Origin of the sequence: Allobosea sp. LjRoot90 (assembly GCF_964254315.1) — a bacterium.
Classification (GTDB): Bacteria; Pseudomonadota; Alphaproteobacteria; order Rhizobiales; family Beijerinckiaceae; genus Allobosea.
In genome coordinates this window covers 47,943-67,291 of sequence record NZ_CAXUTF020000013.1, presented here as the reverse complement: position 1 = coordinate 67,291, position 19,349 = coordinate 47,943, and the positions used below count along the sequence as shown (strand labels likewise).

Sequence of the window (19,349 nt, the reverse complement as noted above, 5' to 3'; positions counted from 1 at the left end):
GTCAGTGCGCGACCGTCGCGGTTTCAGCCTCGTCCTGCTCCAACATCAGCCGGGCGCGGGCCGAAAGCTTCTCGGTCTCGCTCTTGAGCTGGCCGCAGGCAGCGAGAATGTCGCGGCCGCGCGGCGTGCGCACCGGCGAGGCGTAGCCGGCCTTGAACACGATCTCGGAGAAGCGCTCGATCCGCTCCCAATCCGAGCATTCATAGCGCGTGCCGGGCCAGGGATTGAACGGGATCAGGTTGATCTTAGCCGGAATGCCCTTGAGCAAGCGGACCAGCTCGCGCGCCTCGGCATCGCTATCGTTGACGCCCTTCAGCATCACGTATTCGAAAGTGATCCGCTTGGCGTTCGACAGCCCCGGATAATTCCGGCATGCCTCGAGCAGGTCCTTGATCGGGTACTTCTTGTTGAGCGGTACCAGTTCGTTGCGCAAATCGTCGCGCACCGCATGCAGCGAGATCGCCAGCATCGTGCCCATCTGCGCGCCCAGCGCCTCGATCTGCGGCACCACGCCCGAGGTCGAGACAGTGATGCGCCGGCGGCCGAGCGAGAGCCCTTCATTGTCGGAGATCACGCCGATCGCATCGCGCACCCCGTCGAAATTATAGAGCGGCTCGCCCATGCCCATGAAGACGATGTTCGAGACGAAGCGCCCGCCATCATTGGGCACAAAGGCGCCATCGGGCGCGGCGCGATTCGGAAAATCGCCGAGCCGCTCGCGCGCCACCATCAACTGCGTGACAATCTCCTCGGTGGTCAGGTTGCGCACCAGCCGCTGCGTGCCGGTATGGCAGAAGGTGCAGGTCAGCGTGCAGCCGACCTGGCTGGAGACGCAGAGCGTGCCGCGATCGACCTCGGGGATGTAGACGCATTCGATCTCGGCGCCGCGATCGCGCGGGCCGGTCGGCGCCATCCGCAGCAGCCATTTGCGCGTGCCATCGGTCGAGACCTGCTCGGCGGTGACCTCGGGCAGGTCGAGCGTGAAACGCTCGGCGAGCTGCGCGCGCAGGCCCTTGCCGATCGTCGTCATCTCCTGGAAGTCGCGGACACCGTAATGGTAGATCCAGTTCCAGAGCTGGCCGACGCGCATGCGCCGCTCCTTCTCGGGAACACCGATCTCGGCCAGGGCCTCGTCGAGACCGGCGCGCGTGCGCCCAGCCAACGAAGGCCGCCGCATAACAGGTTCGGCCGCCGGAGAGGCGGCTTCAGCAACAGAGAGATTCATCGGAACTCGGCTCGCAACAGGCGATATCGCCCGGAATTGGCCGCCTCATAGCACGAGAGCGGCCCATTGCGAAATCGCCTTACTTGCAGGCGTCCTCGGCCCGCTTGACGATCTGCGAGATGCCGGCGAGCGAATACTTGTCGCTGGTCGGGTTGCCGCGCTTCGAGGTGCCCTTGATCTCGAGGCCAGCGCCCTTGCGCAGCGCATCGAGCATGCGGCCTTCCTCGGCCGGGTTCTTCAGCCAGACATTCTGGCCTTTGGCGACCAGCGCGAAACGGTCGCTGCCGATGATCGCCTGATGCTCGACATCTTCCTTGAGGTCGAAATTCATCACCAGGCTGATTTCGTTGCGCACGCCCTCGCCCGGACGGCTGGAGATGAACAGCAGGCCCTCGACATCCTTGAGATTGGCCGGAATGCGGGTTTCGGCCTTGGACAGGGCGTAGCAGATCTTCGAGCGGCCCTGCTGCGAGGAGAAGGCCTGCCACTTGCCGGCGGTTTCAAGCAGAAGCGCCTGCCCCTGCCCGCCAGCCGCGGCGGTCTTCGCCGGCTGCGGCTTGCTGGCGGGAGCGCGCTGCGCTTGTGCCTGCGCCGGAGCGCCCGCAAAGGTCAGGGCCGCCAGGCCGAGTAGGGCAGCGGCCTGGAACGAAAGGCGGGCGGAGGAGAGAGCCGAAATGCGAATCATGGATCGCTACTAACCAACAAAAATCTTAACGCCGAATGGAGAATGCGCGGGATCGGCGATCCGGATTGACGCAGTGCGCCGGATAGGATGTCACGATCCTGGCGAAAATGCGAACGCTCGCGGTTGGTTCGCCGATCGAGCGACGCCTTCTCCTTCAATAGTTTAGGACCGCCCCGCGCTCTGTTCCGTTCGGCTTGCGCCTGTGCCAGCCTTGGGCAGACGCGAAGGGAGCGGACGCTCGGGATGGACAATCGATGAAGGCGCTGCTGTGCGAGGCCCTCGGGCCGGCCGAGAATCTGGTGATCCGCGATCTACCCGAACCGGAGCCCGGACCCGGCGAGATCGCGATTCGCGTCAGGGCCGCGGCGCTCAACTTCTTCGATACGCTGGTTATCCAGGGCCGCTACCAGGTGAAGCCGCCGCTGCCCTTCTCGCCTTCGGCTGAATGCGCCGGCCTGGTCAGCGCCGTCGGCGACGGCGTCACCGAATGGCGTGTCGGCGAACGCGTCGCCGCCTGGCTCGGCCATGGCGCGGCCCGCGAGACGGTGGTGGTCCCCGCCGATGCGGCCATCCGTATCCCCGACAGCCTCGACGACCATCAGGCCGCCGGTCTCTTCGTCACCTATGGCACGGCGATGCACGGACTGATCCAGCGCGGCGAGGTCAGGCCGGGCGAAACGCTCGCCATCCTCGGCGCGGCAGGCGGGGCGGGCCTCGCCGCGGTCGAGATCGGCGCCCTGCTCGGCGCGCGGGTGGTCGCCTGCGCCTCCTCGCCGGAAAAGCTCGCGCTCGCCCGCGAGCATGGCGCGCAGGAGGCGATTGACTACGCCGCCGACGATCTCCGGGCGGAGCTGCGGCGCCTCGCTCCCGCCGGTCTCGACGCGCTCTACGACACGGTCGGCGGCGCACTCGCCGAGCCGGCGCTGCGCTCGATGGGCTGGGGCGGGCGCTATCTCGTCGTCGGCTTCGCCGGCGGCGAGATCCCGAAGATCCCGCTCAACCTGCTGCTGCTGAAGGGCTGCGACCTGCGCGGCGTGTTCTGGGGCGATTTCGTCCGGCGCGATCCGGCCAGACATCGCGCCAATATGGAGCGACTGCTCGCCTGGGCCGCAGCCGGGCAAATCCGCGCCCATGTCCATGGCGCTTATCCCCTGGAGCAGGCGGCGGAAGCGCTCGCGCTGATCGCCGGCCGCAAGGTCCAGGGCAAGGTCGTGCTGGTTCCCTGACCGATCAGAGATCGGTCAGCATCTCCTTGGCCCTCTCGCGGTGCTGCGGCGTGATCGAGCCGGCGACGGCGGCGAGCGCCGCTGCGATCACCGCGGCATCGTCGGTGAAGCCGAGCAACGGCATTACGTCCGGAAGCGCGTCGAGCGGCAGCACAAAGTAGCCGAGCGCCGCCAGCAGCGTCAGCTTGACGCGCCGCGGCGTCGCCGGGTCGCGCGCGCAGACGAAGGCGGCCAGCAGGTCTTCGGCGAAGGGAATGCGCTTCGCCACCCGCTTCAGCCGGCCGATGAACTCGGAACCGAAACGCGCCTCGTCACGCAGGCTCTTGCGGATCGCCGCCATCTCCTCGCGAGTGAAACTCTGTCCGAAACCGAAGCTGTCGCTCATCCGTCCTCTCCCTTGGCAGGCCAGTTCTAGCCCGCCGTCGACACAAAAATGTGGCCCCGCATGGAAGGCTGCACAAGGGATCGACTCAGAATCGCACGCGCAATCCCCTTGGAGGCTGAGCATCGGGCCTCTAAAGCCCATTCAGCAATGTCAAAAGCTTGGGGAACGCCATGAAGCTCGACTCCTCCCTCGCCGCCATCGTCACCGGCGGCGCCTCTGGCCTCGGCGAAGGCACCGCCCGCATGCTCGCCAGCCATGGCGTCAAGGTCGCCCTGTTCGACCTCAACGCCGAGCGCGGCGAAGTGATCGCAAAGGAGATCGGCGGGCTGTTCTGCCCCTGCGACGTCACCAGCGAGCAATCGGTCGACACGGCCCTCGAGAAGGCACGCGCCGTCCATGGCGTCGCCCGGATCGTCGTCAACTGCGCCGGCATTGCGCCGGGCCGCCGCGTCGTCTCGAAAAAGCGCGACACCGGCGAGCTCGTCGCCCATGACCTCGCCACCTTCGAGAAGGCGGTCGCGATCAACCTGACCGGCACCTTCCGCGTCATCGCCAAATCGGCGGTCGCGCTCGCCGCGCTCGATCCGGTCACCGAGGATGGCGGCCGCGGCGTCTTCGTCTGCACGGCCTCGGTCGCCGCCGAGGACGGCCAGATCGGCCAGGCCGCCTATGCCGCCTCCAAGGCCGGCGTCGTCGGCCTGACGCTGCCGGTCGCGCGCGATCTCGCCGGGGTCGGCATTCGCGTCGTCACGATCATGCCGGGCCTGTTCGAGACACCGATGTTCGCCGGCCTGCCGGACGAGGCCCGCGCCTCGCTCGCCATCTCGGTGCCGCATCCCTCGCGCCTCGGCCGAGCGTCGGAATATGCCGCGCTGGTCAGGAGCATCGTCGAGAATGACATGTTGAACGGCACCGCGATCCGCCTCGACGGCGCCATCCGGCTCGCGCCGAAGTAGCGCTCAGTCGAACTTCACCAGGTTCAGCACCGGCAGCGGCCCGCCCGGGAACTGGGCGAGGCGCGCGCCGATCGCGAGCGGCCCGAGATCGATGCCGAAGAAGCCGAGCCGGTCGATCAGGCCGGCGACTTCGGCCTTCGCCGCCGCGTCGTCGCCGGACAGGAACAGCACGCGCGAGCCGCCTTCGGCACGCGGATCGCTTTCGAGCAGCTTCGCCAGCAGGTGGTTGAAAGCCTTGACCAGGCGCGCGCCCGGCACCAGCCCGGCGACGATCTCGCTCGAGCTGCGGCCATTGAGCTCGGCCGGCTTGAACAGCGGCGCCTCGATCGGATTGTTGGCGTCGATCACGATCCGGCCGCTCCAATCCGGGAGCCCGGACAGCGCCGCCGGCAGCTTCGACCAGTTCACGGCCACGAGCACGATGTCGGCAGCGGCTGCCTGTTCGCGCGTTCCGGCCGTGATCACCGGGCCGAGCTCGCGCACCAGGCCAACGAGCGAGTCCGGCCCGCGGCTGTTGGCGATGGTTGCCGGAATGCCCGCTTTGGCGAGCGTCCGGGCGAAAGCGGTGCCGATCTGGCCGGCGCCGATGATGCCGATGCTGGACATGGTGTGGTTCCTTTCAGTCTGAGGTTCTGAGGTCGAAGAGGCTCAATTGCCGGCGCCGAGCTGGCGCAGCAGGCCGGCAGCATCGCCGACACCCCAATGGTCGGTGATCTGCCCGTCGCGAACGCGCATGATGTCGATAACCTCGAAGCGGGTTTCGCGGCCGGTCGGCGCGATGCCGAGGAACTCGCCGCGATGCGTGCCGAGATAGGTCTTGTGGGTGGTGACCAGGTCGCCTTCGGCGATCTGGGCGTGGATCACCGCGCGCCAGTCGGGAAAGGCGCTGCGGAAGCCCTGGTAGATGGCGCGGGTGCCGTCGCGGTTCGGCGGGACGTCGCCGAACGGCGTGCGGTCGACGTAATCCGGCGCGAAGAGCTGCTCGAACAGGGTGAAATCGCCATCGCGCTGCACGCTCTCGATCAGCCGGCGCACCACCGCCTTGTTGGCTTCGCGACGATCCGCTTCGGGACTCTGGCCGATGGCCGGGCTGAGGCCCGACACGGCAACCATTGCCGAGGTCGCGGCGCCGAGCAGGATGCTGCGGCGGGTCGGGGTGAGCGATGCGAAGTCCATGGCCCTCTCCTTGAGGAGTTTCAGCTCCGAAGTGGTGCTGACGGGAATGGATATCGCCTATTCACCTCGTCTGGTTTAGCCCGTAATGACTGAAATCATTTTCAAGCATTGATTGAAGATTGGCCATGGAATCGCTCGCCAACCTCGAGGCCTTCGCCCGCAGCGCCGATACCGGCAGCTTTTCGGAGGCCGCGCGCCGGCTCGGGCTGACGCCGGCGGCCGTCAGCCGCAACGTCGCCATGCTGGAGCGCAATCTCGGCGTCAGGCTATTCCAGCGCTCGACGCGCAAGCTGACGCTGACCGAGGCGGGCGAGGGCTTCCGGCACGCGATTGTGGGCAGTCTGACGGAGCTGCAGGCGGCAATCGCCGGGATTTCGTCGGCGGGCGGCGAGCCGGCTGGCCTGCTCAAGATCTCGCTCAGTCCAACGTTCGGGACAGGGTATATCCTGCCGCTGTTGCCGTCTTTCCTCGCGCGCTATCCCCGTGTCAGGCCCGAATGGCATTTCGAGAACCGGCCGGTCGATCTCGTCGCCGAAGGTTATGACGCCGCGATCGGTGCCGGCTTCGAACTCGCACCTGGTCTCGTCGCCCGCGCATTGGCGCCGGCCCATATCATCGCAGTCGCAGCGCCCGCCTATCTCTCTGGACGGACATTGCCAGTCGATCCCGCCGGGCTCTCGGCCTTCGACGGCATCGTCATGCGCGCGAGCCGCACGGGCCGCGTCCGCCATTGGACCATGCGTGACGCGACCGGAACGGAGATGTCCGCGATGCTACCCGAAACGATCGTGCTCAATGACCCGGCCGCGATGCGCCAGGCGGCACTGCTCGGGCTCGGCGTCGCGCAACTCACCGTGCCGGACGTGCTGTCGCATCTGGAAAGCGGCGCACTGATCCGGCTCGTGCCGCGCTGGTATGCCGATGCTGGCGCGATCTCGCTCTATTACGCCAGCCGCGAGCTATTGCCGGCCAAGACCCGCGCCTTTGTCGACCACGTCACCGAAGCATTCCGCCGCGAGCGGCTGGCACAGCGCCTCGCCGGCAGCCTCGGCTAGCGCAACCTCGTCCGGGCGAAATCGATGAAAGCTCGCAGCTTCGGCAGGACCTGGTGGCGCGAGGGGAAATACAGAAAGAAGCCCGGTGTCTGCGGGCAGAACGGCTCGAGCACGCGCTCTAGCAACCCGCGCTGGCAGAGCGGCTCGGCCACGGGGTCAAGCATATAGGCAAGGCCCAGCCCCATCACCGCGGCCGAAATCATCACATTGGCCTCGTTGGCGATGATCGGCCCGTCGACGGCGAGCGCGAATTCGCGCCCGCCCTCCTCGAACTCCCAGTGGTAGAGACTGCGGTCGCTCTGGCGGAAATTGATGCAGGCGTGCCGCTTCAGCTCCTCCGGGCGCTGCGGCCGGCCATGCCGGGCGAAATAATCGGGTGAGCCGACCACGGCCAATTGGAACGGCGCGCTCAACGGCACCGCCACCATGTCGGCCTCGACCAGTTCGCCGATGCGGATGCCGGCGTCGAAACCCTCCGTGACAATATTGGCGAAACGGTCGTCGACATGGATCTCGACCTGGACCTCCGGATAGCTTGCGCAGAACTCGGCGAGGATCGGCTCGATCAGGCTCGGTAGCGCCACGCGCGGCACATTCAGCCGCAGCAGGCCGCTCGGTTTGTTTCCAAGGCTCGACGCCTCCCGGAATGCCGAAAGGATGTCGTCGACCGCAGGGCGCGCCCGCTCCAAGAAGCGTCGCCCCGCCTCGGTCGGCGCGACATCGCGGGTCGTGCGCGCCAAGAGCGCGACACCGGCCCGCCGCTCCAGCGCCCGTACGCTCTGGCTTATGGCCGAGGGCGTGACCCCGAGCACCGCTGCCGCTGCGGTGAAGGAGCGCTTCTCCGCCACGGTCAGGAGGGCCACGAGCCCGTCGAGATCGCCACGCTGCATTATGTAGAAGTACTGAAAGATACATTCAGAATACAGCGGATTATCGCAGATATTACCGAGAACTAGGTTCCCTGCATCGAGCAACCGCAGGAGACCATCATGACCAACGGGGCCAACGATCGCCGCGCCTTCATCCGCACCGCCATGGCCGCCGGCCTCGGTGTCGGCCTGATCGCCACCGCCCGCGCCCAGCCGGCTCCTTCCGGCGCCTTTGCCGGCAAGGTCGTGCTGATCACCGGCGCCACCTCCGGCATCGGTCGCGTCACCGCCGAGCTCTTCGCAGCGCATGGCGCCAGGGTCGCCTTTTGCGGCCGGCGCGAGGCGCTCGGCCGCGAGGTCGAGACCGCGATCCGCGCCAAGGGCGGCGATGCCTTCTATGTCCGGGCCGACGTCCGGAACGAAGGAGAGGTCAAAGCCTTTGTCGATGCAGTCATCGCCCGCTATGGCCGGCTCGACATTGCCTTCAACAATGCCGGCGCCGACAAGCCGCCCGCTCCGATCGCGGATACAGCCACTGAGGGCTTCGACGATCTGATCGCGACCAATCTGCGCGGCGTCTTCCTCGCCATGAAGCACGAATTGCCGCATCTGGTCCGGACCAAGGGCGCGATCGTCAACATGGCCTCGATCGGCGGCCGCCACGCCTTCCCGAACATCGTCGGCTACGGCGCCTCGAAGGCGGCGGTGATCCATATGACCAAAGCGGCCGCGCAGGAATACGGGCTCGACGTCCGCGTCAACGCGATCGCGCCCGGCCCGATCGAAACCGCTATGCTGGAGCGCGTACGCCGCGACTGGAAGGTGACGAGCGAGCAGCTCGCCTCGGCTTATCCGGCCAAGCGCATCGGCCGGCCGGAGGAAGTCGCCGAACTCGTGCTCTGGCTGGCGAGCCCCGCCGCGTCCTACGTCAACGGCCAGACCATAGGCGTCGACGGCGGCGGTTTGGCTTGAGGAAACCTACTCGGCCGCTTCGGGCCGCTTGATCTCGTGCTTGAGGATAAGCGGCGTCTGGGCGAGCGCGAAGATCATGGTCAGCGGCATCACACCCCAGACCTTGAACGCGACCCAGAAATCCTGGGTCTGCGTGCGCCAGACCACCTCGTTCAGCGCCGCGAGCACGAAGAAGAACAAGCCCCAGCGCAGGGTCAGCTTGCGCCAGCCCTCCGCGTCGAGCTGCAGCACGCTGTCGAGAACCAGTGCCAGCAGCGAGCGGCCGAAATAGAGCCCGCCGAGCAGGATGCAGCCGAACAGCGTGTTCACGATTGTCGGCTTGACCTTGATGAAGAAGGCGTCGTCGAGCGCGAGCGTCAGCCCACCGAAGACGGTGACCACGACGGCGTTGACGATCGCCATGCGCGGCAGGTGGTTCATCACGATCTTCGACAGCAGCAGCGAAAGCAGCGAGGCCGCGATGAAGATGCCGGTGGCGACGAAGATGCGCCGGTCCTCGGCTACGCCGAACCAGCGATCGCCATAGGAATTGACGAAGAAGAAGATCGCCAGCGGCCCGAATTCGAGCGCCAGCTTGAGCAGCGGATTGATCGGCTTTGCCGTCTCCGTCGTGCTCGCCGCCGTTTCGCTCATGCCGCTTCTCCCAATCCTGCCACCGCACGGGCGAAATCGCGCGCCGAGAACGGTTCGAGGTCGTCGACGCTCTCGCCGACGCCGATGAAATGCACGGGCAGGCCAAACTGCGCCGCCAATGCAACGAGGATGCCGCCGCGCGCCGTGCCGTCGAGCTTGGTCATCACTAGGCCGGTGACACCGGCGGTCTCGCGAAAGGCCTCGACCTGGCTGACCGCGTTCTGGCCGACGGTGGCGTCGAGCACGAGCAGCGCCGTATGCGGCGCTTCTGCATCGAGCTTGCGGATCACCCGCACCACCTTGGCCAGTTCGTCCATCAATCCCGTCTTGTTCTGCAGCCGTCCGGCCGTGTCGATCAGCAGCACGTCGGTGCCGCTGGCCTTGGCCTTCTGCAAGGCCTCGAAAGCGAGCCCGGCCGCATCGGCGCCCTGCTGGCCGGCGATGACGTCGGCCCCGGCGCGCTCGCCCCAGACCTTGAGCTGCTCGATCGCGGCGGCGCGGAATGTATCGCCCGCCGCCAGCATCACCGATTTGCCCTCGGCCCGGAACTTGGCCGCGAGCTTGCCGATCGTCGTCGTCTTGCCCGAGCCATTGACCCCCACCATCAGGATCACGAACGGCTTTTTGGTGGCGTCGATCGCAAGCGGCATCGCAACGGGCGTCAGGATCGCCTCGACCTCGCGCGCCAGGATCGCCTTCACCTCCTCGGGCTCGATCTGCTTGTCATAGCGACCTTCGCCCACCGCTTTGGCGATCCGGGCCGAGGTCGCGAGGCCGAGATCGGCCTGGATCAGGATGTCCTCGAGATCCTCCAGCGTCGCCGCATCGAGCTTGCGCTTGGTGAAGAGGTCGCTGATGCCGGTGGTCAGCGCCGACGAGGTCCGCGACAGCCCGTCCCGCAGCCGGCGCCACCAGCTGCGTTTGGGCTGTACCGGCTCCGGCTCGGACGCCACGATCGGCAGAGGCGCGTCTTCGCCGAGCAGGATCTCGGGCGCGAGCGCCGCGGGCTCGGCTTCGGGCACAATATCCGCTGCAGGCTCGGCCGGCAGCTCGAGCAGAGGGGCCGGCGCCGGTTCCGGCAGCAGCGTCTCCGCCGGCTGATCCAGTCCGAACAGCTTCGAGAAGAAGCCGCGTTTCTTCGGTTCGGTCTCGCTCATCACCCGTCCTGCTACCGCGAATTCCGGCGCGGCTGGTTGCGCTGCACGGCGGCCTTGGTTAGCGCAATGCCATGACCACGCCCGAGCGACCAGCCCTTTCGCAGGACGATCCGCCCTTCGCGCTGCTGCATCGCGACGCGATGATGCTCGTCATCGACAAGCCGGCGGGGCTTCCGGTGCATCGCGGCCCGGCGGCGAAAGGCCGCATCATCCCGGTGCTGACCGATTATCTCGACGCCCTGCGCTTCGGTCTGCCGCGACGCCCGGAGGCCGCGCACCGGCTCGACAAGGACACGTCGGGCTGCCTCGTGCTCGGCCGTCACCCCCGCGCCATGGCGCAGCTCAACCAACTCTTCCGCGACGGGCGCATCGAAAAGACCTATTGGGCGGTGGTCGAAGGCGATCCCGCCGAGGACCAGGGCCTGATCGACCTGCCCTTGGCCAGGCGCTCGCCCGAGCGCGGCTGGTGGATGAAGCCGGATCCGGCGGGCCTGCCCTCGCAGACACGCTACCGCGTGCTCGGCCGCGGTCGCTTCGATGGCTCGGCTGTCACCTGGCTGGCGCTCGAGCCGTTGACCGGCCGCACCCACCAATTGCGCGTGCATTGTGCCGCCAGCTTCGGGCCGATTCACGGTGACGAAATCTACGGAACAGCGCCGCGCGACACCGGACCGGGCTTGCACCTGCATGCGCAAAGCATCTCGATCCCGCTCAACCCGAAGCGCGAGCCGGTGAAGGTTACGGCTCCACCGCCACCGCATATGCACGCAGCGCTCGCGGCCTGCGGCTGGCCTGGTGGCGATAAGCTTTCCTAAACCCTAACGCCGCGCCGACGTGCGACAAGACCTCGTCAACCATTCCCTAAGGCGTTCCTGCTATCCCCGGTTGCAGAGACCGCGGGGCTTTTCATGCTGGACAAGGTGGCGAGAACGGGGGAAGCGCGCGATGCGCTCCTGACCTTCGCGCAGGCGCACGCCGACATCGCCGCCGAGCCCCAGACGAACGCCGCACTCGCCACGCTGCTGAGCTGGGTCGAGAGCTATCTGATGCGCGAGCATCCCGATCTCGGCCGCACCGGCGCTGTCTGTCCCTTCACCCGCCAGGCCACCCGTATCGATACGGCGCGCCTTGCGATCTGCACTGTCGGCCCCACTGAGGAAGAGCGTGCCTTCACGCTGATCCGCAGCTGTTTCGGGGCGCTCGACGCGATTGCCTGCAAGCCGGGCATGGAACATTTCCGCACTGTCATCGTCGGCTTTCCCGGTTGTGCCGACGCGCCCGGTATCGCGATGCTGCAGCGCGTCCAGAAGCGGCACAAAGTCTATTCCCTGGCCCGTGGCCGGATGATCGGACTGATGTATGAAGCCTCGGAGGCGCCGGGATTGTGGAACCGCGATTTCCGTCCCTTGCGAGCGCCTCTGCCGGTCCTGGCCATCCGCCACATGGTCGAGCATGACGCGCCCTTCGCCGCCCGTCATCCGCTCCTGCTCGTGCCCTATCTCGCGAAGTTCCGCCTGGCGGGTGGGAAACGCCTGATCGACCATCTTCGCGGCCAGGGTTGAGCATGCGCGCCAAGCCCATGCAGGCGGTTGCCGAAGGATCGCCCTCGCCCGATGGCAGGGCAGCTACCGGCTTTGCCGTCGAGATTCTGACGGGCCGCGATGCCTTCCTGGCCCTAAAGCCGGAATGGGATGCACTCTTCGCCCGCGCCGGTCTGCCGCATCAGCTTTTCCAGCGTCACGCTTTCCTGCGGCACTGGTGCGACCACTATCTGGCATCCGATGATCGGCTCTGCCTCGTTGTTGGTCGCAAGGCCGGGCGCCTGGTCATGCTCTGGCCGCTGGAACGCCGGCACCGCCTCGGCCTGGAGCTGGTGCGCCTGATGGGAGCACCGGTCGCGCAGTTCGGCGATATCCTCATCGAGCCCGGTCCGCAGCGCGAGGCCTGGCTGGAGCGCGGCTGGGAGGCGCTGCGGCGGCGCGGTGTCGACCTGGTCGAGCTGCGCCTCGTGCGGAACGACGGAGCGCTCGGCCACTGCAACCGACTTGGTCTGGCTACTCCGGTGGTGAGCCAGGAGGCGCCGTTCGCCGATCTGGCCTTGCGTGTAGCACCGGACGGACCGAGCCTCGCCTATCCGGCGCGCGACCGATCCAGCTACCGCCGTCGCCTGCGCCGCCTCACAGAGCGCGGCGAGATCGCCTTCACCAGCATCGGGCCAGGCGAAGAGGCGCGCGCTCTGGCCGAGCAGGCCGTCGCGATGAAGCGCGGAGCGCTTGCCCAACACGGCGTCATCGCACCTGCGGTCTTGGATCCGCGTTTCGGTCGCTTCTTTGCGGAGCTCGCTGCCGACCTGGATGACGAAGCGGGCCTGCGCCTCTCCGTCGTCAGCTGCGACGGCCGTCCGATCGGAATCGATCTCTCCTTCGACTGCAAGGGCCGCAGCTTCGGCCACGTCATCGCCAGCGATCCGGGCTTCGAGCGGGAAGGTCTGGGCCGCGTGCTGGTTCACCACGCCTTCGCCAGCGCCAGGGCACGCGGCAGCTCGATCTTCGACCTGCTGGCCCCCGCCGATCCCTACAAGCAAGAACATGCCGACGGGGCCGTGCCGGTGCGCGATTTCACCGTACCGCTGAGCTGGCGCGGCCAACTCGCTTGCGATTTCGCCCTGCCGCATCTGCGCCCGACGCTGAAGGCGATCGCGAAGCGACTGCCGGCCGGCTGGGTCCGGCGCTTCACAAGCCCAGGCGGTTAGCTCGCCATCGCATCCATCGCACGTGCCAGCCTGACGTCGAGCTCGGTCAGGCCGCCGGCATCATGCGTCGACAGTGTCACCTCGACCGTCTTGTAAACATTCGACCACTCCGGGTGATGGTCGAGCTTTTCGGCGAGCAACGCCACCCGGCTCATCCAGCCGAAAGCCTCGTTGAAGTCGCGGAAGACGAAGCGCTTACTCATCGCCTCCCGCCCTTCGACCAGCGTCCAGCCGGTCAGGACCGACAACGCCTCCTTGCGGGCCTCCGGGCTCAGGCGTTTCGGCCGATCGTGTCCCATGTCATCTCCGCTGCGAAAGCGCGCCAAGTGGGCGGTTCGGATAGTGCAAACCGAGCGGATAGGCCGCCTCGAGCACGTAGGGCCCCCCGCCGATCGAATCACGCGAGGACATCAGTGCGACCCGACGTGCCGTAAAGCTGATCGGACGTACGATCGGATGCGCGGCGAGATAGTGCGCGACATCGACAGGCAATGAATCGCGCAGCCGGGCCAGCGTCACATGCGGCGTAAACTTGCGTGATTCGGCCGGCAGTCCGAGCCGGCGCACCAAGCGCTCCAACTCGGCCTGCAGCTCGTTCAGCTTCGGCGAGGGCTGGACCCTGGCGAAGACGGCGCGCGGCCGATCTCCGCCGAAACTGCCGAGCTGGTCGAGCGTGATCGCGAGCGGCTCGTTGCCGACATCGTTGAGAAAGCTATCGAGGTCATGGGCCGTACGCCGATCGACATCACCGAGGAAGCGTAGCGTGATGTGATAATCGGCGGGCTCGATCCAGCGGGCGCCGACCAATCCGCCACGATGCAGCGTCAGGCTCGAGGCGACCTCAGCGGGAACTTCCAGGGCGGTGAATAGCCGGGGCATGACGAATCAGTGCCAAGCATTTGTGACTCTAGCGAGACGCCAGCCTTGCACCACGCGCCGCGACCGACAAGCCGGCTCTTAAAGGCCGGCTCATCGAGCTGGTCACCCTGGCCGGAGCGGCAGAGCCGCGCAGACCTCCCTGGAAAGGGCTACCAGCCTACGGGCACGGGTTGCCGACGCGCTGGTGGATCGCGTCGATCTTCGCCTCGAGCTCGGGCGAAATCGCAACCGAGGCCGAGCCGATCGCCGTTCTGAGATGGTCCATGCTGGTCGCCCCGACGATGTTCGAGGTGACGAAACAGCGCGAGGTCACGAAGGCCTGCGCCATCTGCACGGGATCGAGCCCGGCTTCGTCGGCGAGCGCGATATAGGCCTTGATTGCCAGGTCTGCGCCGGGCGCCTGGTAGCGCTGGCCGCGATCGAACAGCGTGGTGCGGGCGCCGGCCGGCCGTGCGCCGTCGAGATACTTGCCAGAGAGGTAGCCCTGGGCCAGCGGCGAATAGGCCAGCAGCCCGACCTGCTCGCGCATGGCGATCTCCGCCAGCGCCGTCTCAAAGGTCCGGTTCAGCAGATTGTAGGCGTTCTGGATCGACTGCACGCGCGGGCGATCATTGCCTTTCGCCTCGGCGAGGAAGTTCATCGTGCCCCAGGCGCTCTCGTTCGAGAGGCCGAGATGGCGGATCTTGCCGGCTTTGACGCTGTCCGCAAAGGCATCGAGCTGCTCGGCGATCGGCGTCTCGTCCTCGGCCAGGGTGAACGCCGCCTGGTTGAAGCGGGTCGGGTTCGAGCCCCAGGCCATCGGCCGATCGGGGAAATGAATCTGGTAGAGGTCGATGTAATCGGTCTGCAGTCGCTTCAGGCTCTTGTCGACCGCTTCCTCGATCTGCCGGCGGTTGACCCGGGTCGGCCTCTTGTCGTCGCGGAACCAGTCATTGGCCGAGCGGCCGACCACCTTGGAGGCGAGGATCACCTTGTCGCGATTGCCGCGCGCCTTGAACCAGCTGCCGATGATCCGCTCGGTCGAGCCCTGCGTCTCCGCTGTGGGCGGGATCGAATAGAGTTCGGCCGTATCGAAGAAGGTCACGCCCTGGTCGAGCGCGTAGTCCATCTGCTCGTGGCCCTCGGCTTCCGTATTCTGCTGGCCCCAGGTCATCGTTCCCAGGCAGATCGCCGAGACCTTGAGATCGGTGCGGCCGAGACGGCGGTATTCCATGGCGAAAGGCTCCGATGGCGGGCGCACCGGGGACGCGCCGCGCATGACTAAGGGGATGGCAGGATGCGCCCTAGCTCAGGAGCGCGGGCGCAGGGAGGCGAGGAACCGCTCCACCGTCGGCAGGATGCGCTGCGCGATGACGCGCACGCCCTCAGCCTTCGGATGCAGCATGTCGGGCTGGTTCAATACCCGGTCCCCGGCGATCCCGTCCAGAAAGAAGGGATAGAGGACGAGCCCGTGCTTCTCGGCGAGCTTCGGATAGATCGCATCAAAGCGCGCGACATAGTCCGGTCCGTTGCTGCGCGGCGCATACATGCCGGCGAGCAGCACCGGGATGCCGCGCGCTTTCAGCCCGGTCACGATTGCGTCAAGCGACGTTTCGGTCAGCGCCGGATCGATGCCACGCAGGGCGTCATTGGCGCCGAGCTCGAGGATGACGCCGTCGGTCCCATCGGGCACCGACCAGGCGAGCCGCTCGAGCCCGCCCTGCGCGGTATCGCCTGACACGCCGGCATTGGCGATCTCGACCGAAATTCCCTTGTCGCGCAGCATCTTCTCCAGCACCGTCGGAAAGGCGGCACTGCCCGGCAGGTTGTAGCCGGCGGTCAGGCTGTCGCCGAACGCAACCAGCTTGACGGGTTTGGTCTGGGCGAAGGCGGAGCTGTTCATCAAAAAAGAACCCAGGCTGACGAAGACGAGCAGCATCGCTGCCCAAATGCGCGGCGACAGCTGGATTCGGGAGGCTAAGCGCCCATATCGGGTGGCGGCGCGACGCATGGCGGTTCTGGTCCCTTCGGCTCGGAATAGAAGTCGAAGCGGCGGCATCGGATGGGATGAAAGCGGAAACATGGCGGTGAGCGAGGCAACCCCGGCGATCGAACTCAGCGACGTCGAGCTCAGTCTGGGGCGCGGCGCCGCCCGCGTCCATATCCTCAAAGGCGTCTCGCTGACCATCCCGCAAGGGCAGGCCAGCGGCCTCGTCGGCCCCTCCGGCTCCGGCAAATCGACCCTGTTGATGACGATGGCCGGGCTGGAGCGGCCCGATTCCGGGCTGGTGAAGGTCGCCGGCCAGGATCTCGGCGTGCTCGGCGAGGATGCGCTCGCGATCTTCCGCGGCCGCCATATCGGCATCGTCTTCCAGTCCTTCCATCTCGTGCCGACCATGACGGCGCGCGAGAATGTGGCGCTGCCGCTCGAACTGGCCGGCGTCGACGATGCTCTCGAGCGCGCTGCCGCCGAATTGCGCAATGTCGGCCTCGGCGAACGCATGGACCACTATCCGGCCCAGCTCTCCGGCGGCGAGCAGCAGCGCGTCGCCATCGCTCGCGCGGTCGCACCCGACCCGGCGATCCTCGTCGCCGACGAGCCGACCGGCAATCTCGACGAGAGCACCGGCCGCTCGATCGTCGACCTGATCTTCGCGCTCCGGCGCGAGCGCGGCGCTACCCTCGTATTGGTCACCCACGATCTCTCGCTGGCGGCGAACTGCGACCGCACCGTGCGTCTGCGAGCCGGCCGCATCGAGACCGAGGCTGGAACCGAAGCGCTGGCGATCTGACATGCACGCTCCCGTCAGACCGTCGGCTACTCCTTCCAGCCCCACACGCAGGCCCGTCGGCCTGAAACTCGCGCTGCGCCTCGCCTGGCGCGATCTGCGCGGCGGCCTGCGCGGCTTCGGTGTCTTCATCGCCTGTCTTGCGCTCGGCGTCATGGCGATCGCCGCGGTGTCCTCGGCCTCGCGCGGCCTGAGTGAAGGTCTCGGCCGCGAGGGTCGGCGCATTCTCGGCGGCGATGCCGCCTTCAGCCTGATCCATCGTGAGCCGACCGCGGAGGAGCACGCCTTCCTCGCCCGCCATGGCAACGTCTCGACCATTGCGACGCTGCGCAGCATGGCCAATGCCGGTGAAAAGGGCGCGGCCCTGGTCGAGCTCAAGGCCGTCGACGGCTCCTATCCGAGCATCGGCGAATTGCGCACCGATCCGCCGGCCTCGGCCGCCGATCTGCTCGCCCTGCGTAACGGCGTCTATGGCGGCATCGCCGATCCCGTCCTGTTCGGCCGCCTCGATCTCAAGCCGGGCGACATCGTGCTGATCGGTTCCGCTCGGGTGCAGTTACGCGCCGGCCTCGTCTCCGAGCCCGACAAGATCGCCGCCGGCGTCGGCTTTGGCCCGCGCCTGATCGTCTCGCAGGAGGCGCTGCGCGCCTCCGAGCTGCTCCAGCCCGGCAGCCTGGTGCGCTGGACGGCTCGCGTCATCCTGCCGGCCGGGGCGAACACCGACGCCGCCCTCGATGCGTTGCTGGCCAATGCCGCACGCGAACAGCCAAACGCGGGCTGGGAAGTCCGCTCGCGCGCCAATGCCGCGCCGAACTTCCAGCGCAATATCGAGCGCTTCACCCAGTTCCTGACGCTGGTCGGCCTGACCGCGCTCCTGGTCGGCGGCGTCGGCGTCGCCAATGCGGTGCGCCGCTTCGTCGAGGCCAAGCGGCTCGATTTCGCCACGCTGAAGGCGATCGGCGCCACCGGCGGCCGGGTCGTCGCCATCCATCTGATCGAAGTCATGCTGGTCGCCGGTTTCGGCATCGCGATCGGGCTCGCGCTCGGCGCGGCGGCGCCCTTTGCGCTGGGCTATGCGCTCGCCGACATCCTGCCCCTGCCGTTCGAGCCGACGCTCGCTCCGGCCGAACTCGCTATCGCCGCCCTCTACGGCCTGTTGACGGCGCTGGTCTTCGCCATCATCCCGCTCGGCCGCGCCCATGACGTGCCGGTCTCCGCCCTGTTCCGCGACCAGGTCGAGCCTGACCGACGCCAGCCGCGCTGGATCTACAGGGCGATCTTCCTGGTTGCGCTCGCTGGCCTCGTCGGCGTCGCGCTTGCCTTCGCCTATGACCGGCGAATCGCGCTGATCTACATCGCCGCCGCCGCCGCCGTCTTCCTGCTGCTGCGTTTCGTTGCCCTCGGACTGATGGTGGGCGCGCGCCGCGCCGGGCGCCCACGCCAGCCGGCGCTGCGGATGGCGCTCGCCAACACCTATCGCCCGGGCGCGCTGACCCAGTCGCTCGTGCTGTCGCTCGGACTCGGCGTCGCGCTGCTCTCGACCCTCGCCTTCATCGATGTCAGCCTGAGGCGGCAACTGACGCAGTCGCTGCCGCAGAAGGCGCCGAGTTTCTTCTTCCTCGACATCCCCAACGCCCAGGCGGCCGAGTTCGACCGCTTCCTCAGCGAGCAGCGCCCCGGCGCGCATGTCGAGCGCGTGCCGATGATGCGCGGGCGCATCGTCAGCGTGAACGACGTCCCGGCCGAGCAGATCAAGGCGAGCGAGCAGATGGCCTGGGTGCTGGAGGGCGATCGCGGCATCACCTATTCCGCTGGTATGCCCGAGGCCTCCAGGCTCGCTTCAGGTGAATGGTGGCCGAAGGATTATCGCGGCGAGCCGCTGGTCTCCTTCGACGCCCGCGCTGTCGAGGGGCTGGGGCTGAAGCTCGGCGACAAGCTCACAGTCAACGTGCTCGGTCGCAACCTCACCGCGCGCATCGCCAATTTCCGCGATATCGAATGGCGCTCGCTCGGCATCAACTTCGTCATGGTGTTCTCGCCGAACACTTTTGCCGGCGCCCCGCACACCAACCTCGCCACCGTGACCGACAACGGCGCGCCAGCCACGGCCAGCGATGCGGTCCTGATGCGCCAGCTCGCCATCGCCTTCCCTGCAGTGACGGCGGTCAGGGTCAAGGACGCGCTGGAGGCGGTGAACACCATCGTTGGCCAGCTCGCCGGCGCGATTCGCGGCGCTTCCAGCCTTGCCATCGCCGCAAGCCTACTGGTTCTGGCAGGGGCGCTGGCCGCCGGGCAGAGGGCGCGGCTCTATGACGCGATGATCCTGAAGACGCTCGGCGCCACTCGCCGCTTCATACTTTCGTCGTACGCCCTCGAATACGCAGGCATCGGCATTGTTTCTGCCCTGTTCGGGCTCCTGGCAGGTACCTTGGCCGGGTGGGGTGTCGTCACGCAAGTGATGAAGATAGATTTCGTCTTCGATCCAACGGGCGCGATCATCGCTGCGACTGCAGCGGTCGTGGTCACCGTCGTGTTCGGATTGGTCGGAACGCTACAAATACTGTCGAAAGCGCCGGCTTCTCATCTGAGGAATTTATGAGTTCTGACTCAC

At 67.2% G+C, this 19,349-nt stretch carries 21 protein-coding genes; 9 read left to right on the top strand and 12 right to left on the bottom strand.

All coding sequences use genetic code 11. The annotated features are described in order from the left end of the window. Position 1: 1 nt before the first annotated feature. Positions 2 to 1,225: a 23S rRNA (adenine(2503)-C(2))-methyltransferase RlmN gene (gene rlmN / locus ACSQ3M_RS27735; RefSeq protein ID WP_436153307.1), complete on the bottom strand. Its 1,224-nt coding sequence runs from the start codon at positions 1,223 to 1,225 to the stop codon at positions 2 to 4. A 79-nt stretch (positions 1,226 to 1,304) separates the two neighbouring features. Continuing rightward, complete coding sequence (locus tag ACSQ3M_RS27730) at positions 1,305 to 1,910, bottom strand: invasion associated locus B family protein (protein ID WP_436153306.1); 606 nt, start codon at positions 1,908 to 1,910, stop codon at positions 1,305 to 1,307. A gap of 254 nt (positions 1,911 to 2,164) precedes the next feature. On the opposite strand from ACSQ3M_RS27730, the gene ACSQ3M_RS27725 reads away from it, so the two are divergent. Further along, positions 2,165 to 3,136, top strand: a complete 972-nt coding sequence (locus tag ACSQ3M_RS27725) for an NADPH:quinone oxidoreductase family protein (RefSeq protein WP_436153305.1) — start codon at positions 2,165 to 2,167, stop codon at positions 3,134 to 3,136. A gap of 4 nt (positions 3,137 to 3,140) precedes the next feature. Here ACSQ3M_RS27725 and ACSQ3M_RS27720 read toward each other — a convergent pair whose 3' ends face one another. Continuing rightward, positions 3,141 to 3,521 carry a YkvA family protein gene (locus tag ACSQ3M_RS27720; RefSeq protein ID WP_436153304.1) on the bottom strand — a complete coding sequence of 127 codons (381 nt, stop codon included), beginning with the start codon at positions 3,519 to 3,521 and terminating at the stop codon, positions 3,141 to 3,143. A gap of 170 nt (positions 3,522 to 3,691) precedes the next feature. On the opposite strand from ACSQ3M_RS27720, the gene ACSQ3M_RS27715 reads away from it, so the two are divergent. After that, positions 3,692 to 4,477, top strand: a complete 786-nt coding sequence (locus tag ACSQ3M_RS27715) for an SDR family NAD(P)-dependent oxidoreductase (protein WP_436153303.1) — start codon at positions 3,692 to 3,694, stop codon at positions 4,475 to 4,477. A gap of 3 nt (positions 4,478 to 4,480) precedes the next feature. Here ACSQ3M_RS27715 and ACSQ3M_RS27710 read toward each other — a convergent pair whose 3' ends face one another. Then, positions 4,481 to 5,083 (bottom strand): NADPH-dependent F420 reductase, encoded by a 603-nt coding sequence (locus ACSQ3M_RS27710; RefSeq protein WP_436153302.1) that lies wholly within the window; start codon positions 5,081 to 5,083, stop codon positions 4,481 to 4,483. 42 nt (positions 5,084 to 5,125) lie between these two features. Beyond that, positions 5,126 to 5,653: an ester cyclase gene (locus tag ACSQ3M_RS27705; RefSeq protein WP_436153301.1), complete on the bottom strand. Its 528-nt coding sequence runs from the start codon at positions 5,651 to 5,653 to the stop codon at positions 5,126 to 5,128. Positions 5,654 to 5,778: 125 nt separating this feature from the next. Between ACSQ3M_RS27705 and ACSQ3M_RS27700 the strand changes: the two genes are divergently transcribed. Continuing rightward, positions 5,779 to 6,708 carry a LysR substrate-binding domain-containing protein gene (locus ACSQ3M_RS27700; protein ID WP_436153300.1) on the top strand — a complete coding sequence of 310 codons (930 nt, stop codon included), beginning with the start codon at positions 5,779 to 5,781 and terminating at the stop codon, positions 6,706 to 6,708. On the opposite strand, the gene ACSQ3M_RS27695 is transcribed toward ACSQ3M_RS27700, so the two are convergent. Further along, entirely contained in the window at positions 6,705 to 7,598 is an 894-nt protein-coding gene (locus ACSQ3M_RS27695) for a LysR family transcriptional regulator (RefSeq protein WP_436153299.1), read from the bottom strand. The two genes, ACSQ3M_RS27700 and ACSQ3M_RS27695, sit on opposite strands and share 4 nt — an antisense overlap. 99 nt (positions 7,599 to 7,697) lie before the next feature. On the opposite strand from ACSQ3M_RS27695, the gene ACSQ3M_RS27690 reads away from it, so the two are divergent. Then, positions 7,698 to 8,549: an SDR family NAD(P)-dependent oxidoreductase gene (locus ACSQ3M_RS27690; protein WP_436153298.1), complete on the top strand. Its 852-nt coding sequence runs from the start codon at positions 7,698 to 7,700 to the stop codon at positions 8,547 to 8,549. A gap of 6 nt (positions 8,550 to 8,555) precedes the next feature. Here ACSQ3M_RS27690 and ACSQ3M_RS27685 read toward each other — a convergent pair whose 3' ends face one another. Next, a complete protein-coding gene (locus ACSQ3M_RS27685) occupies positions 8,556 to 9,182 on the bottom strand; it encodes a septation protein A (RefSeq protein WP_436153297.1) in 627 nt (208 codons plus the stop codon). Beyond that, positions 9,179 to 10,339 carry a signal recognition particle-docking protein FtsY gene (ftsY, locus tag ACSQ3M_RS27680; protein ID WP_436153296.1) on the bottom strand — a complete coding sequence of 387 codons (1,161 nt, stop codon included), beginning with the start codon at positions 10,337 to 10,339 and terminating at the stop codon, positions 9,179 to 9,181. Before ftsY ends, ACSQ3M_RS27685 begins: the two co-directional genes overlap by 4 nt. A 71-nt stretch (positions 10,340 to 10,410) precedes the next feature. On the opposite strand from ftsY, the gene ACSQ3M_RS27675 reads away from it, so the two are divergent. The 3 genes from ACSQ3M_RS27675 to ACSQ3M_RS27665 all read left to right on the top strand — a co-directional run bounded on the left by ACSQ3M_RS27675 (position 10,411) and on the right by ACSQ3M_RS27665 (position 13,091). Further along, entirely contained in the window at positions 10,411 to 11,154 is a 744-nt protein-coding gene (locus ACSQ3M_RS27675) for an RluA family pseudouridine synthase (RefSeq protein WP_436153295.1), read from the top strand. 93 nt (positions 11,155 to 11,247) lie between these two features. Beyond that, positions 11,248 to 11,901 carry a DUF6875 domain-containing protein gene (locus ACSQ3M_RS27670; RefSeq protein ID WP_436153294.1) on the top strand — a complete coding sequence of 218 codons (654 nt, stop codon included), beginning with the start codon at positions 11,248 to 11,250 and terminating at the stop codon, positions 11,899 to 11,901. Positions 11,902 to 11,903: 2 nt separating this feature from the next. After that, positions 11,904 to 13,091 carry a GNAT family N-acetyltransferase gene (locus ACSQ3M_RS27665; RefSeq protein ID WP_436153293.1) on the top strand — a complete coding sequence of 396 codons (1,188 nt, stop codon included), beginning with the start codon at positions 11,904 to 11,906 and terminating at the stop codon, positions 13,089 to 13,091. Here ACSQ3M_RS27665 and ACSQ3M_RS27660 read toward each other — a convergent pair. The 4 genes from ACSQ3M_RS27660 to ACSQ3M_RS27645 form a co-directional block, all read right to left on the bottom strand. Further along, complete coding sequence (locus tag ACSQ3M_RS27660; RefSeq protein WP_436097980.1) at positions 13,088 to 13,390, bottom strand: 4a-hydroxytetrahydrobiopterin dehydratase; 303 nt, start codon at positions 13,388 to 13,390, stop codon at positions 13,088 to 13,090. The two genes, ACSQ3M_RS27665 and ACSQ3M_RS27660, sit on opposite strands and share 4 nt — an antisense overlap. Before the next feature lies 1 nt (position 13,391). Beyond that, a complete protein-coding gene (gene thpR, locus ACSQ3M_RS27655) occupies positions 13,392 to 13,970 on the bottom strand; it encodes an RNA 2',3'-cyclic phosphodiesterase (protein WP_436153292.1) in 579 nt (192 codons plus the stop codon). Positions 13,971 to 14,127: 157 nt separating this feature from the next. Beyond that, entirely contained in the window at positions 14,128 to 15,183 is a 1,056-nt protein-coding gene (locus ACSQ3M_RS27650; RefSeq protein ID WP_436153291.1) for an aldo/keto reductase, read from the bottom strand. Positions 15,184 to 15,258: 75 nt separating this feature from the next. Continuing rightward, positions 15,259 to 15,852, bottom strand: coding sequence for an arylesterase (locus tag ACSQ3M_RS27645; RefSeq protein ID WP_436153341.1), 594 nt, complete (start codon positions 15,850 to 15,852; stop codon positions 15,259 to 15,261). A 178-nt stretch (positions 15,853 to 16,030) separates the two neighbouring features. On the opposite strand from ACSQ3M_RS27645, the gene ACSQ3M_RS27640 reads away from it, so the two are divergent. Together ACSQ3M_RS27640 and ACSQ3M_RS27635 are read left to right on the top strand one after the other, a co-directional pair. Continuing rightward, positions 16,031 to 16,741 (top strand): ABC transporter ATP-binding protein, encoded by a 711-nt coding sequence (locus tag ACSQ3M_RS27640; protein ID WP_436153290.1) that lies wholly within the window; start codon positions 16,031 to 16,033, stop codon positions 16,739 to 16,741. Between the two features lies 1 nt (position 16,742). Next, a complete protein-coding gene (locus ACSQ3M_RS27635; RefSeq protein ID WP_436153289.1) occupies positions 16,743 to 19,337 on the top strand; it encodes an ABC transporter permease in 2,595 nt (864 codons plus the stop codon). The last annotated feature ends 12 nt before the right edge of the window (positions 19,338 to 19,349 follow it).